This window comes from Methylocystis sp. H62, assembly GCF_015709515.1.
In the GTDB taxonomy this organism is placed as follows: Bacteria; Pseudomonadota; Alphaproteobacteria; order Rhizobiales; family Beijerinckiaceae; genus Methylocystis.
This window is the reverse complement of the sequence record NZ_JADNQZ010000057.1, coordinates 230,865-245,122: the sequence shown is the minus strand read 5'-3', so window position 1 is coordinate 245,122 and position 14,258 is coordinate 230,865. Positions and strand designations below refer to the sequence as shown.

Sequence of the window (14,258 nt, the reverse complement as noted above, 5' to 3'; positions counted from 1 at the left end):
TTAAAGCACTCCCGCTTCCTTGAGCTTGCCAACGAGCTCGACCACCGAGCCGACCTTGACGCCCGCCTTGCGTTTCGCAGGCTCGGAGGTTTTCAACACGTCAAGGCGCGGCGAAATGTCGACGCCGTAATCGGCGGGCGACTTGACGGCGACTTCTTTCTTCTTGGCCTTGATGATGTTGGGCAGCGAGGCGTAGCGCGGCTCATTGAGGCGCAAATCCGTGGTGACGACGGCTGGCAGCTTCAGGCTGACGGTCTGCAGCCCGCCGTCGATCTCGCGCGTCACGTCGACGGCGCCCTCAGTCATCTCGACCTTCGAGGCGAAGGCGCCCTGGCCCCAGCCGAGCAGCGCGGCGAGCATCTGGCCCGTCTGATTGCAATCATCGTCGATCGCCTGCTTGCCCATGATGACGAGCTGCGGCTGTTCTTCGGCGACGATCTTGGCGAGGATCTTGGCGACGGCGAGCGGCTCGACGGTCTCGTCGGTCTTGACCAGAACGCCCCGGTCGGCGCCCATGGCGAGGCCCGTGCGCAAGGTCTCGTCGGCCTTGGCGGGACCGATCGTCACCACAATGACTTCCGTCGCCTTGCCGGCTTCTTTGAGCCGGAGCGCCTCTTCGACGGCGATCTCGTCGAAGGGGTTCATCGACATTTTCACATTGGCGAGATCGACGCCCGAACCGTCCGCCTTCACCCTGATCTTGACGTTGTAATCGACGACCCGTTTGACGGGCACGAGAATCTTCATCGCGCGACCCCTTGGTCCTTCTGACCCTTTGGCGAGACGGTGTCGGAACGCCGCCTGTGCGCGCTCCACTCTGGCTAAAGCCGTCGCGCGGTCTGGTAGCGGGGGCGCGCGCGCAAGTCAAACAAAGCGATTGAGAACCCCAACGATCATGGCGCGTCGTCGCCGGCGTCCTGCGCGCGCGGCGCGGGGGCGAGCGGGCCGCTCCTGTCGAAAAGCAGGTGCCGGCGGCGCTTGAAGATTGGCGTCAGCACAAGACCCGCGGCGATGCCGCCGACATGCGCCATCCAGGCGACCGCGCCGCCCTCGCCCATAGACGCGTTGATGAGCTGCATCACAATCCAGGCGCCGACGAACAGCCAGCCGGACGCGACAAAAGAGAACAACGGCGCCCGCAGCCCCAGGATCGACCGCGGCCGCGCCCCGGAGAGCCAGGCGCCAAGATAGATCGGCGCGAGCGCCAGCGAGAGCGGCGGAAAAATTCCCGCGACCGTCGCGCGCGGATGGAGCAGCAGAAAGGCCGCGCAGACGCCGGAGATCGCTCCGGACGCGCCGACGAGCGGCAAGATCGAATGCGGCGTGGCGTAGATGTAGAACACGCCGGAGGCGACGCCGCAGGAAAGATAAAACAGCAGATAGTGCAGCGAACCCATGGCGTCTTCGACATTGTCGCCAAAGACGTAAAGGAACAGCATGTTCGAGCCGAGATGCACCACCGACGAATGAAAGAACAGCGCGGTGACAAGCGTCAGCGCCGCCGGCGGTCCGACGATCCAGTCGGCGAGCTGCGCCTCGCCAAAGAGCACGCGCGGGATGATCGCGAAGCCGCGGACGACGGTCAGCGGATCGCCGAAAATCTCGCTCTGCACCACGAGGAATACGATGACGTTGAGCGCGATCAGCGTCCAATTCACGATCGGCCGCCGCAAATAGCGCAGCGGCGCGTCGTCATAGATCGGCATGACCATGGGCGCGCTCCTTATCGATCGCTAGCCTAACATATGGCGACGCCGATGGACCGGGTCACGACCGGGCGCGGCGCCGATCGAGCCACGTCGTCGCCAGCTCGCCCAGACCGGCGATGTCGAAGGCGACGGTCAGCAGCCCGTAGACGGCCGCGCCGGCCAGGATCTGAGCAATCAGCGTGGAAACGCCCGGACTCATCTCGCGCAAAGGGGTGAGCGCGAGCGACATTGCGCCCGTCGCCACAAGCGCAGCGAACATGTCCCAGAACGACGGCCAGACCGGCTGCGTGCGCAGCGCGAAGTAGACCGTCGCCACAAGCGCCGCGATATAGGCGCCAGCTTGCGCGATCGCGAGATTGGACGCGTCCTCGCCCCAAGGCAGAAAAAGCAGCAACGCCAGGCCGAAGGCGACCGCCGCAAGCGCCGCGACCATCAGTGGCGCCGTCTTCTTTTCGATCTGAAAGACGGGATTGACGCCGAACAGAATGACGCCCATCGCGAAAAGTCCCGGAAGCAGCAGCCCGAGGTAATGGCCGAAGGGACCGCGATATTGCGCCGGCACGATCAGCGCTTCGATCGACGGCATGACGAACCAGAGGCCGGCGCACGCCGGCAGCAAAAAGGCGACGACGATGCCCATGTTGCGCGCGACCTGCTCCTTGGCGCGGTCAACGCCATGGAGTTCATGCGCCGCGACGGCGATCTGAAACAAGAGCACGTCGAGCGCCGAGCCGAGCGCCTGCACCGCACGCACGCCAAGATCATACGCCAGCGCGAACTGGCCGGTTTCCGCAAAACCGAAGACGCTTGCGACGATGGAGCGCGCCGCGAGCGGCATCGCCTGATACAGAAGATGCGCGGTCACGATCGGCGCGCTATAGGCCGCAAGCGCACGCGCATTCTGACTCGAGGCGGCGCGAATGTCAGCGCCAGGATCGAGCAGCGCGCGACGTCCAAGAATAACCGTGCCGAACAGGCTCGCGACGCCGCCGGCGAGCGCCACCGCAGCCGAGTGAAAAATAAAGGCGCCGCCGCCGATGAGGACAAGCGACAGCGCGTTCTTGGCAAGCATGAGGCGCACATAGGCGTGGTCATGAAAGCGCGCGCGCACAAGCGCGGTGCAATAGTCGAAGAGCCCGTTGGCCACCGACGTCAGCAGCGCAAGCAGGATGAGATTGGTTTCGAAATCGAGCGGCGGCCCGGCAAGCGCATAAATGCCCGTGGCCAATGCGAGGAAGATCGTGACGGCGATGAAGGCCGCGTCGAGCGTTGAGCGCACCACCGGCTCTTTGTCGCGCGTGCGCTTTGAGTAAAAGCGCGTCGCCGAAAGACGCAGCCAATCATAGAGCGCCGTCTGCACGACGACCGCGATTGAGAAGGCGAGCGCGAAGCGGCCATATTCCTCGGGGCCGAGAAATTTCGCCACCGTGAGGCCGATGACGAAATTGACGATCGTATTGGCCAGAAATGCGAGAAGGACGTTCACTTAAGCGTAACCCCCACCCCAACCCTCCCCCGCTGCGCGGGAGAGGGAGTCAGGCTCGGGTCACGACAAGGAACACGCGCGCCGCCGATCGCTTGCGTCCCCTCTCCCATCCGAAGTCGGCTGTCGCCGATTTCGGAGTCGATGCGCAAATCGGGAACACCCGATTTGCGAGAGCGGGGGAGGGACAGGGAGGGGGCGACGGGTCGGCGCAATGTCTCTCCTGCCAGGATCACAAAGCGCTCCAGCGGCCGAGCGCGACAAGCTCGCGCAACGCCTGCGCGTCGCGCGGCGTCACATCGGGATAAGCAGGGTCCGCCGTCGCGGGATCGAAATATTTCCACGAGCGGGCGCATTTGACGCCGGCCGCGCGTTGCGAAACGACGCCGACGCCCGGCGCTTCCGGCAGGCGGAAGGCGTCCATCGGCGCTTCTCCCGGCAAGACGCGAATATCCGAGGCGATGCAGATTTCGGCGAAATCGACGCCGTCGAGCGCGGCGCGCAATGACTCATCTTCTACATAAACGGTCGGCGCCGCTTCCAGCGAAGAGCCGATGCGTTTTTGCGCCCGCTCGATTTCGAGCGCGCCGGTGACGACCGAGCGGATCTTGCGAATCTTTTCCCATTTGGCGGCAAGCGCGTCGTCGCGCCATGCGTCGGGAATGGACGGAAAATGCTCAAGATGCACGGACTGCGCATTCGGAAAACGCGACAGCCACGCCTCTTCAGCGGTGAAGACGAGAATCGGCGCGAGCCATGCCGTGACGCTGCGGAAGATGCGATCGATGGTCGCGAGCGCCGCCTTGCGTTTCATGCTCGAGGGCGGATCGCAATAGAGCGCGTCCTTGCGCACGTCGAAATAGAAAGCCGACAGCTCGCTCGTCATGAAATGGGTGAGCAGCGCGACGACGCGCTTGTAGTCGTAGGCCGCATAGGACGCGCGGATCGACTCGTCGAGCTGATGCAGACGATGCAGCATGAGACGTTCAAGCTCTCCCGCCGCGCTCATCGCCGAATCGTCGTTTGGCTGATAATGCGCCAACGCGCCGATCATCCAGCGCATCGTGTTGCGCAGCTTGCGATAAAGCTCGACGAAGGTTTTCAGGATTTCAGGTCCGACGCGCAGATCGTCGGCATAATCCGACGCGGCGACCCACAGCCGCATGATGTCGGCGCCGGAGTCGGCGATGATCTTTTGCGGCGCGACGACATTGCCGAGCGACTTCGACATTTTGCGGCCTCGCTCGTCGAGCACGAAGCCATGCGTCAGCACGGCGTCGTACGGCGCGCGGCCGCGCGTGCCGCAGCTTTCGAGTAGCGAGGAATGGAACCAGCCGCGATGCTGATCGGAGCCTTCAAGATACATGATCTCGTCTTCGCCGCCGTCGCGTTTGCGATGAATGCCGGCGAGCATCGGAAAATGCTGCGGGTCTTCGAGCGTGAAAGCGTGGGTCGACCCTGAATCGAACCAGACGTCGAGAACGTCGGAGATCTTCTCGTAGTCTTCCGCTTTGTGCTCGGGCGAAAGAAACCGCTCTGAAGCGTTTGCTTCATACCAGGCGTCGGCGCCTTCCTTCTCAAAAGCGTCGATGATGCGGGCGTTGACGCGCGCGTCGACCAGCGGCTCATGCGTCCCCTTCTTGACGAAGACCGCGATCGGCACGCCCCAGGCGCGCTGGCGCGACACGACCCAGTCGGGACGATTGGCGATCATGCCGCGAATACGGTTCTCGCCCGCCGCCGGCGTCCATTGCGTGCGGGCGATTTCCTCAAGCGCGATCTCGCGGAGCGTCGGGGCATTAGCGCGCGCACTTTCAATGCTCGCGCTATCCCTCCCCTCGACGGGGAGGGTCGCATCGCGAAGCGATGCGGGGCGGGGTGAATCGTCTTGAACCCCCACCCGGCCGCCTTCGGCGGCCGACCTCCCCGCAAGGGGGAGGTAGGGCGTCGCGCCAAACGGCTTATCCATCGCGATGAACCCAGACGCGATGGATTTATCCATCGCGATGAACCATTGCGGCGTGTTGCGGAAGATCACCGGCTTCTTCGAGCGCCAGGAATGCGGATATTGATGTTTCAATTTTCCGCGCGCGATGAGATTGCCGGCCTGGACCAGCGCGGCGATCACCGCTTCGTTGGCGTCGCCCTTCTCGCCCTTGTCGGTGATGACGCGCTTGCCTTCAAAGCCGGGCGCGTCCTTCGTATAGAAGCCGTCCTCGTCAACCGTATAGGGAATGCGCGAATCGATGCCGCGCGATTGCAGCTCGCGCGCGTTCGCCATCCAGATGTCGAAGTCCTCGCGGCCATGGCCCGGCGCGGTGTGCACGAAGCCCGTGCCGGTATCGTCGGTGACATGTTCGCCATCAAAGAGCGGCACGTCGAAATCATAGCCAAGATGCGCAAGCGGATGCGCGCAGATCAGTTCGGCAAGCATTGCGGCCGGCACGTCGCGCAAACGCTCGTAGCCATCGACCTTCGCCGCCTTGAACGCCTCGCTCGCGAGCTTGTCGGCGAGAACGAAGGTCGCGCCTGGCAGCGCCCAATTGCCATCGGGCGCATGGGTGACGTGATAGAGGCCGTAGTCGATCTTCGAGGAGAAGGAGATCGCGCGATTGCCGGGAAGCGTCCAGGGCGTCGTCGTCCAGATGATGATGCGCGCGTCGCTCAGTTCGCCCTCGGCGCCGCGCGGGATCGGAAACGCCACCCAGACCTGATCGCTCGTATAATCCTCATATTCGACTTCGGCTTCGGCGAGCGCGGTCTTTTCGACGACGCTCCACATCACCGGCTTCGAGCCGCGGTAGAGCAGGCCGCTGGCGGCGAATTTCATGATCTCGCGCGCGATCGTCGCTTCCGCCGGAAAAGCCATCGTCGAATAGGGATGGCCCCAATCGCCGGCGACCCCTAAGCGCTTGAACTCCTCGCGCTGAACGCCCAGCCAATGTCCCGCATAGGCGCGGCATTCGCGCCGGAAGGCGATCATGGCCCCTGGATCGGTGAAATCGGGCTTCTGCTTGCCTTTGGCGCGGTAATTCTCCTCCTCGATCTTCCATTCGATCGGCAGGCCGTGGCAGTCCCAGCCCGGCACATAGACGCAGGCCTTGCCGGTCATGCGCTGGCTGCGCGTCACGAGATCCTTGAGGATCTTATTGAGCGCATGGCCGATATGGATATTGCCGTTGGCGTAGGGCGGCCCGTCGTGGAGCGTGAATTTCGGACGACCCTCGCCCGATTCGCGCATCTTTTGCTCCAGGCCGATGGTCTCCCAGCGCTTGAGGATTTCCGGCTCGCGCTGCGGCAGACCGGCGCGCATCGGAAATTCCGTGACAGGCAGATAGAGGCTTTTCGAATAGTCGGGCCCTTTCGGGCTGTCGTCGTTCATCGTCGTGAAAACCGGCTGGGGCGGACGCGGGCGCCATAAGCGCCGCTATTGTCGCGCTGATTAGAGGATTTGTGGAAAGAGCGCCAATCGCGCCGCACCCGACCCTGCGCGAGCCTTTAGCTCAGGAGCGCGCTGCGAAAAAGTGGAACCCGGTTTTTCGCAGCGTGCGCGCTCCAAACTATCCTAGCGGGGCCGCCTCAGCCCGAGCAGTCCGGCGAGATAAGCGAAGCCTCCCGCCACAACGGCGATGACCAGCAACACCAGAAATGCGCCGGACAGCAGCGTGAACCCGATGAACAGCAAGAACAGCAGCGCCGCAGTGACGATCAGGCTCTGCCATGGCGAGAGCTTGACGACCTTGACCCGACCGGCGCCCGTCGCGACCCAGATCCTCGAGGCGTCCGTCTCCTCGCCCGGCAAGATGATTTCGACCCGTCCCTTGGGCTCTTCGTTCATGACGTTTCCCTCCTGTCGAGGACGCTGTCTCCAAGCTAGATCGCGCGCAACTTATGGCAACAGATCATTCGCTCGGCTCAAAGCGCCGCTTTCGGCCAATCGTCTTCGCGCCTCTTCGACGTCGACGCGCATTCTTTCGACGAGCGCCTCGACGCTGTCGAATTTCGCTTCGCCGCGTATGAAGCCGTAGAAGGCGACTTCCACCTCCTTGCCGTAGAGGTCGCCGTCGAAATCGAAGAGAAAGACTTCAAGGAGCGGCGCGCCGTTGTCAAAGGTCGGCCGGCGTCCGAAACTGGCGACGCCCCAATGCGCCTTCCCGTCGACCTCGATCGTCACGGCGTAGATCCCATGCTTGAGCCGATTGGCGGGATCGAGCGCGATATTGGCGGTCGGAAAGCCGAGCGTGCGCCCGCGTTTGTCGCCGTGGCGCACGACGCCGCGAATGAAGTAGGGGTGGCCGAGAAGCCGGCGCGCGAGCGCCGCGTCGCCGCGCTCGAGCGCTTCGCGCGTCGCTGTCGACGAGACGGCCTCTAAGCTGCCTTCTTCGTCCTGGGTGATGCGGTCGACGATCTCCACAATCATCCCGAGCCGTTCGCCCTCGGCGCGCAAAAACTCCGGTCCGCCTTCGCGGCCGGCGCCGAAACGAAAATCATAGCCCGCCACCACAGCCGAAAGCTGCAGGCGATCGTGCAGAATCTCTTGCGTGAAGATCCGCGCGGGGCTTTTCGCGAAGTCCTTGTCGAAGGTGAGCACGATAACGCCGTCGAGCCCGAGCCGAGCGGCCTGCGCCGCCTTTGCGTCTGGCGGCGTGAGCCGAAAGATCACCGTTCGACCGGCGAAAAAATCCGCCGGATGCGGCTCGAAGGTCAGCAGAATGCAGGGACGCGAGAGTTTCGCGGCAAGCGCCCGAGCCCGAGCGATGACGCCGCGGTGGCCTCTGTGCAGCCCGTCGAAATTGCCGACCGCCGCGACCGCGCCCTCCAATCCAGGCGGCGGCGCTTGAGGGTCGCGCGCAACGATGAAGGGGTCGGACACGGCTCGGGCCGGAAGATCTAAGCGGACGCCGGCTTCACCTCTGCTGGCGCTGGCGACGCGACGCGCATCACCTGCTCGCGGCTCGGCACCATGACGAAAGCCTCGCCGTCGAGCACGACCTTGCCGTCGACGAGACATTCGCATTTGAGTTTGGCGCGCCGGCCTTTCTCGATCAGCTCCACCACCTCGACAATGACGGTGATCACGTCGCCGATCTTCACCGGCGCGCGAAAATTGAGGGTCTGCGACAGATAGACGGCGCCGGGGCCAGGCAGATACATGCCGATGACCGTCGAAATGAGCGACGCCGTATACAGGCCATGCACGATGCGCTCGCCAAAGCGCGTCTTCGAGGCGAAGTGATCGGAAAGATGAATCGGATTGCGGTCGCCGGAAAGATCGGCGAAGGCGATCACGTCGTCATCCATCACCGCCTTCATCAGCGTCTCGCGCATGCCGACGCTCAGATCCTCGAAATAGTAGATTTTGAACGGCGTCGACATGGAAGCCACCGGAAAGTTGCGTCGCGGATCGTGACCGCAGATGAGGCCTGTGCAGCCCCCTTTTACCAGAAAAGCTCGCGAGCCAAAGCCTTAGGACGAGCGCCGGCGCGCGCGAAGAGCGAATCGAGCGCCGCTTCGTCAAGCGCGCCGCCGCCGGGATGCAGCTCGGCGCGATGCACGCCATGGATGATGAAGAGGCAGTCGAGCCCGGCGCGGCCCGCGCCGGCAAGGTCGGTGAAGGCGCCGTCGCCGATCGCCAGGGTGCGCGCCTTGTCGACATCGCCGCCGCGCAAATTCTTGAGCCGTTCCAAGGCGGCGGCGTAGATCGGGGCGTGGGGCTTGCCCAAGGTCAGAACGCGGCCGCCGATCGCCGCATAGCGTTCGGCGATGGCGCCGGCGCAGTAGACGAGATCATTGCCGATGGCGACGACAATATCGGGATTGGCGCACAGCATCGTCAGGTCGCGCGCCTTCAGCGCCGCGAGCTCTTCGTCATAGTCCGAGGGCGTTTCGTTGCGGTCGTCAAAGAGGCCCGTGCAGACGATGTAATCGGCGGCTTCCGGCCCGACGCGCATGACCGGCGCGCCGAGACGCCGCGCGGCCGCGCGGAACAGACCGTCGTCGCGCGAGGGGCCCAGGTGGTAGACCGCCTGTCCATCGCGCGCGACGATTTCGCGCAGCGCCAGCTCTCCCGCCGAGAGGAGATCGTCGAAACAATCCTGCGGCACGCCAAGGCCGAGGAGCTGGCGGCGCACTTCCTCGTCGGGACGCGAGGCGTTGGTGATCAGCACGACGGTTCCGCCTTGCGCGCGGAACCGCCGCAGGGCTTCGGCGGCTTCCGGGAAATGGCGCCGGCCGTCGATCAGCACGCCCCAGCCATCGCACAGAATCGCATCATACCCGTTCGCGATGTCGCGCAGGCCGGCGATGAACGGCACGCGGTCGCGGTCTGGCGAGGGGCCTGCCCTCAAAAGCGCGCCTCGGCGAAAGCGGCGGCGTAGGCTCCATCGCAGACCGGATTGAAGAGCCCGGTCGATTCGTCGAGCAAGAACAATCGCCCGTCCATGATTCGAAACAGCGCGCCGTGCAGCCGCAGATGCCGGTGATGTTCGAGCACCTGAATCATGGGAAAGGAGCGCAAGTTGCGCAGCGTCTGCTTCACCGACTCGAATTCCAGCCGCTCGACATAGGCGGCGTCCTTGGGATTTGGCCGAACGCCCAGGCGATCAGCCGCGGGGCCAAGCATTTTGATCCAGTCGCCGATGAAGTCGCTGTGGCTCAGACGCGGCGCGTCGGGATCGGCGGCGATTTCCGCATAGGCGCGCACGCCGCCGCATTGCCCATGGCCGAGCACCACGAGGTCCGTCACCTTCAGCGCCATGACGGCGTATTCGAGCGCCGCGGAAGCGCCGTGATAGTGATCGTCAGGCTCGTAAGGCGGCACCAGCGCCGCGACGTTGCGCAGGACGAAAAGCTCGCCGGGGCCCGCGTTGAAGATGGTCTCGGGCGCGACGCGCGAATCGCAGCAGCTGATGATCATCGTTTTGGGCGTCTGGCCCCTGACCGCCAATTCTTCGAATCGGTCGTGATCGGCCAGGAAACGCCCGCGAACGAAGGACTCATAGCCCTCTACGAGCGTTTCCGGCAGACCGGCCGCGCCGTACGACTGCTCGTGATCCGCCATTTAACGTTCCCCTCGCGCCCCTCGACCAGATCCGCTTTGGCCAAGTTCGCCTCAACCGGGCCCGCCTTGGCCCAGGCGGATGGCGGACCCCGGGGTTATTGTGTAGATCACGCGGCGGGGTCAAGAGCAGGCCCAATCGTTTCGATACCGGAGTTTTGAATGATTTCCCGACTAAAGCGCAGCGTGCTGGCGATGCCGGGCTCGAACGCCCGGGCGCTGGAGAAGGGCAAAACGCTCGCCGCCGACGTCCTGATGTTCGAACTTGAAGACGGGGTCGCGGAATCCGCCAAGGCGACGGCGCGGGCGCAGGTCGCGGCGGCGGTGGCCGACGGCGGCTATGGCGCGCGGCAACTCGTCGTGCGCGTCAACGCCCGCGGCTCCGAGTGGTATAAGCCCGACATCGCCGCCATCGCGCCGCTCGGCCCAGACGGAATCGTCATTCCCAAGGTCAATTCGCGCGACGAAATTTTGAAGGCGGCCGCCGATCTCGTCGCCGCCGGCGCGCCGTATAAGACGCGCCTTTGGGCGATGATCGAGACTCCGCGCGCCGTCCTGGACATCGAAAAAATCGCCAGCGCCGCAGACGATCGGGCTTCGCGACTCGAGGTTCTGGTGCTTGGTCCCAACGACATCGCCAAATCGACGCGCGCGCGGCTCACGCCCGGACGGCCGGCGCTGTTATCCTGGCTCTCGGCCGGCGTGCTTGCGGCGCGGGTCCACAACATCGAGATCATTGACGGGATCTACAACGACTTCAACGATCTCGACGGCCTGCGGCGCGAAGCGGCGCAGGGCCGCGACTTCGGCTTCGACGGGAAAATGCTCATTCATCCGGGCCAGATCGGTGCGGTGAATGAAATTTTTGCGCCGAGCGCCGAGGAGGTCGATTTCGCCCGCCGGATCATCGCCGTGTTCGACGAACCGGAAAACGCCGACAAGGGCGTGGTGCAGATCGACGGGAAGATGGTCGAACGTCTGCATCTCGACATTGCGCGCCGCACGTTGCAGCTTGTCGAGGCGTCGGGCTGACGGCCGCCTGTTTTGCGGGCGCCGAGCGCATCAACTATAAGGATGCGGGACAGCAAGGATTAGCCAATGGTGTTGCCGAACGACGAAGAACCGAAGCGCGTCGAACCTTCGGAAGCGCCCATCGATTTTGCAGAATCGCCCTCTGAACCGCCGCCTTCGCCGGCGGTTCGACCTAAGCGGCGCTCCTTCTTCGGCCGGCTGGCGTCGACGCTGCTGCTGCTCGCGCTCGTCGCGGGCGCGGCTCTTTATGCGGCGATCGCGTTCAAGGATCGAGACGAGCGACTGAAAGTCGTCGCGGACTATGCCGAACCTTATGTGGATCAGGCGACCGGCGCCTTAGGCGCATTGAAGGATCGCGCCGCGTCGCTCATCGGCGAGACCGAGCCGGCGCAGACGACGACGGTCCCGCTCGAGGCCCCGCCAAGCGAGTCGGCCACGAGCAGCGCGGAAGCGCCCCCGCCCTCCACGCCTCCCACCACCGCGCCCGTGAAATCCGCCGAACCGGCGGTCGAACCGACGCCGCTGGCGGCGCCCACGCCGGCGCCTAACGCCGCAATGGACTCACAGAAGGCGACAATCGAATCGCAAAAGGCGGCGGTCGCAGCGTTGCAGAGCCGCGTCGATTCGGCCGAAGAGCTGGCGCAACGCGCCTTGCGCGCCGCCGAAGCCGCCCAGGCGGCCGCCGGCGCCGCCAAGACCACCGCCGAAGCGGCGGCAAAGGCGAGCCAAGCTCCCGCAACTCCCGCAGCCTCCGCCGAACAGGGCGAACCCGGGGCGCTCACCGCCAGCGAGCAGGTGACGGCGCTTGAAGGCCGCATCGACGAACTCGGGAATGAGACCAAGGCGCTGCGCGAGCGCCTCGAGTCTTCGAAGGGCGAGACGCGCGCGGCGCCAGAAGCCACGGCGGCCACGGCGGCAAAGACTCCCGACGGCCCGGCGGCGATCGTGGTCGTCGCCTTTGCGCTTCAGCGCGAGCTGGAGGCCGGCCGGCCCTATGCGCTCGAGACGAAGGCGCTGACGCGGCTCGGCGCCGATCCCGCCGCGCTGGCGGCCCTCTCGCCATTGGCCGAAAAGGGCGCCCCGACCGCCGCGCAATTGAAGGCGGACTTCGCGCCCGCCGCCAAGCGCATTCACGCGCTCGAGAGCGGCGCGTCCGGCGATCTTACGGAGCATTTGATGAAGGGCGCCAGCAAGCTCGTGCGCGTTCGTCCCTCGGGTCAAGCGCCGACGACCGAGGCTCTGACGGTGGAGGAAAAAGTCGCTCACATCGAGGCGGCGCTGACCCATGGCGACCTTGCTCAGGCGAGCGCGGTTTTCGCGGCGCTCCCCGAAGCGGCCCAGAACGAAGCCAAAGATTTCGGCGCGACCTTGCGCGCCCGCGTCGACGCCGGACGGGCGGCCGACGATCTGCTGCATGGCGCGATCGCCGCGCTCGGCGCAACGAAGGACTAAGCGGGATCCATCGCCATGCTGTTTCTGTTTTTCTTCATCATCGCGCTTGCCGCGGTCGCCTATGGCCTCGAATTGCTGATCGAACAGCCCGGTTCGCTGACGCTGGATTTCGCCGGCTACCAGTTTGAAGCGTCGATACCGGTGGCGGTGGCGGGTCTGCTGCTGATCATCGCCGCGACGGTCGTCCTTTGGGCGATCGCCATGGCGGTGCTGCGGCTGCCTGGCCGCTGGAGCGGCGGGTCGCGAACGAAGCGCCGGGATAAGGGATTTGATGCGCTTTCGCAGGGGTTCATCGCCGTCGGCTCCGGCGACGCCGCCCGCGCCCGCAAGGCCGCGCACGTCGCCGAACGGCTGCTGCCAGGCGAGTCGCTCACACAGGTGCTGAAGGCCCAGGCCGCGCAGCTCGCCGGCGATCGGCGGGTTGCGGAAGAGACCTTCCACAAGATGACGTTGAAGCCGGAGACCAAGCTGCTCGGGCTCCGCGGGCTGCATATCGAGGCGCGCCGCCGCGAGGACGCGGACGCCGCGCATCATTTCGCCAAGGAGGCGCATGACATCGCGCCAGTGCCCTGGGCGGGCGCCGCGATGCTCGAACATCTGGCCGCGCAGGGCGACTGGCAGAAGGCGCGCGAAGCGATCGAGGCCAGTCTTACCGCCAAGGCGATCGACGCGCCGACGGCGCAGAACCTCCGCGCCGTAATCGAAACCGCCATGGCGATGGAAAAGGAGCGCGACCATCCGCATGACGCGCTCCATCTCGCCCGCCAGGCGTTGAAGCGCCGGCCGGGCTTCGCGCCCGCCGCCGTCGCCGCGGCGCGGGTGCTTGCCCGCCATGGCGACCAGAAGCAGTCGCTGAAGCTGATCGAAACGGTCTGGGCGACGAAACCGCATCCTGACCTCGCCGCCGCTTATCTTGAGGCGCTGTCGGGCGAATCGAATACGACGAAGCTCGCGCGGGTGGAAAGGCTCGCCCGCGCCGCCCCCAATGCGCCGGAGAGCCGGCATATCGTCGCCGAGGTCGCATTGTCGGCGCGCGATTTCGCCAAGGCGCGCGCCGCGCTCGCGCCGCTCCTCGCCGCCGAAAATCATCCGACGGCGCACACCTGTCTGCTGATGGCGGAGATCGAAGACGGAGAGCAGGGACCGTCAGGTCCGGTGCGCGAATGGCTCGCCCGCGGCTCGCGCGCGCCGCGCGATCCTGTCTGGATCGCCGACGGCGTCGTCTCCAAGAACTGGCTGCCGATTTCGCCGGTCACCGGCCGGCTCGACGCCTTCGAATGGAAGCCGCCGCCGGACTCCGCGCAACATCTGACCGAAGAAGGCAAGCCCAACATTCCGGCCGCCTTTTTGACCCGCCCCGCCGAACCCGTGGCGCTGCCTTCGGCCGAGGTCTCGGGCGCGGCCGGACAGCAGGCTTAGAGCGCTTTCCGATCACATGGAACCATGTGATCGATAAGGAATCGCTCAAAATAAAAGTATTGGAGCAGGTTCTCATCGAAAAAGTCTGTCAACTTTTTCGGAACCT

The 14,258-nt window shown here is 65.1% G+C and carries 12 protein-coding genes; 3 read left to right on the top strand and 9 right to left on the bottom strand.

Features of this window, described 5'->3' with window-relative positions; all coding sequences use genetic code 11:
• The 9 genes from IYY11_RS16555 to IYY11_RS16515 all read right to left on the bottom strand — a co-directional run bounded on the left by IYY11_RS16555 (position 1) and on the right by IYY11_RS16515 (position 10,252).
• Positions 1–747 (bottom strand): electron transfer flavoprotein subunit beta/FixA family protein, encoded by a 747-nt coding sequence (locus IYY11_RS16555; protein ID WP_196404858.1) that lies wholly within the window; start codon positions 745–747, stop codon positions 1–3.
• Positions 748–893: 146 nt separating this feature from the next.
• Positions 894–1,712, bottom strand: a complete 819-nt coding sequence (locus tag IYY11_RS16550) for a rhomboid family intramembrane serine protease (protein ID WP_196404857.1) — start codon at positions 1,710–1,712, stop codon at positions 894–896.
• Between the two features lie 55 nt (positions 1,713–1,767).
• Positions 1,768–3,195 carry a lipopolysaccharide biosynthesis protein gene (locus IYY11_RS16545; protein WP_196404856.1) on the bottom strand — a complete coding sequence of 476 codons (1,428 nt, stop codon included), beginning with the start codon at positions 3,193–3,195 and terminating at the stop codon, positions 1,768–1,770.
• Positions 3,196–3,424: 229 nt separating this feature from the next.
• A complete protein-coding gene (locus tag IYY11_RS16540) occupies positions 3,425–6,574 on the bottom strand; it encodes an isoleucine--tRNA ligase (protein WP_196404855.1) in 3,150 nt (1,049 codons plus the stop codon).
• Positions 6,575–6,757: 183 nt separating this feature from the next.
• On the bottom strand, positions 6,758–7,030 hold the full coding sequence (locus tag IYY11_RS16535) for a hypothetical protein (RefSeq protein WP_196404854.1): 273 nt from the start codon (positions 7,028–7,030) through the stop codon (positions 6,758–6,760).
• A gap of 51 nt (positions 7,031–7,081) precedes the next feature.
• A complete protein-coding gene (locus tag IYY11_RS16530) occupies positions 7,082–8,065 on the bottom strand; it encodes a bifunctional riboflavin kinase/FAD synthetase (protein ID WP_196404853.1) in 984 nt (327 codons plus the stop codon).
• Positions 8,066–8,082: 17 nt separating this feature from the next.
• Positions 8,083–8,568, bottom strand: coding sequence for a MaoC family dehydratase (locus IYY11_RS16525; protein ID WP_196404852.1), 486 nt, complete (start codon positions 8,566–8,568; stop codon positions 8,083–8,085).
• Positions 8,569–8,630: 62 nt separating this feature from the next.
• Positions 8,631–9,539 (bottom strand): TIGR01459 family HAD-type hydrolase, encoded by a 909-nt coding sequence (locus tag IYY11_RS16520; RefSeq protein ID WP_196404851.1) that lies wholly within the window; start codon positions 9,537–9,539, stop codon positions 8,631–8,633.
• Positions 9,536–10,252 (bottom strand): carbonic anhydrase, encoded by a 717-nt coding sequence (locus tag IYY11_RS16515; RefSeq protein WP_196404850.1) that lies wholly within the window; start codon positions 10,250–10,252, stop codon positions 9,536–9,538. Before IYY11_RS16515 ends, IYY11_RS16520 begins: the two co-directional genes overlap by 4 nt.
• 159 nt (positions 10,253–10,411) lie before the next feature.
• Here IYY11_RS16515 and IYY11_RS16510 point away from each other — a divergent pair, with 159 nt between their 5' ends.
• From IYY11_RS16510 to IYY11_RS16500, 3 genes are all read left to right on the top strand, one after another.
• On the top strand, positions 10,412–11,281 hold the full coding sequence (locus IYY11_RS16510; RefSeq protein ID WP_196404849.1) for a CoA ester lyase: 870 nt from the start codon (positions 10,412–10,414) through the stop codon (positions 11,279–11,281).
• Positions 11,282–11,347: 66 nt separating this feature from the next.
• Complete coding sequence (locus IYY11_RS16505; protein ID WP_196404848.1) at positions 11,348–12,733, top strand: COG4223 family protein; 1,386 nt, start codon at positions 11,348–11,350, stop codon at positions 12,731–12,733.
• Between the two features lie 15 nt (positions 12,734–12,748).
• Complete coding sequence (locus IYY11_RS16500) at positions 12,749–14,152, top strand: heme biosynthesis protein HemY (protein WP_196404847.1); 1,404 nt, start codon at positions 12,749–12,751, stop codon at positions 14,150–14,152.
• The last annotated feature ends 106 nt before the right edge of the window (positions 14,153–14,258 follow it).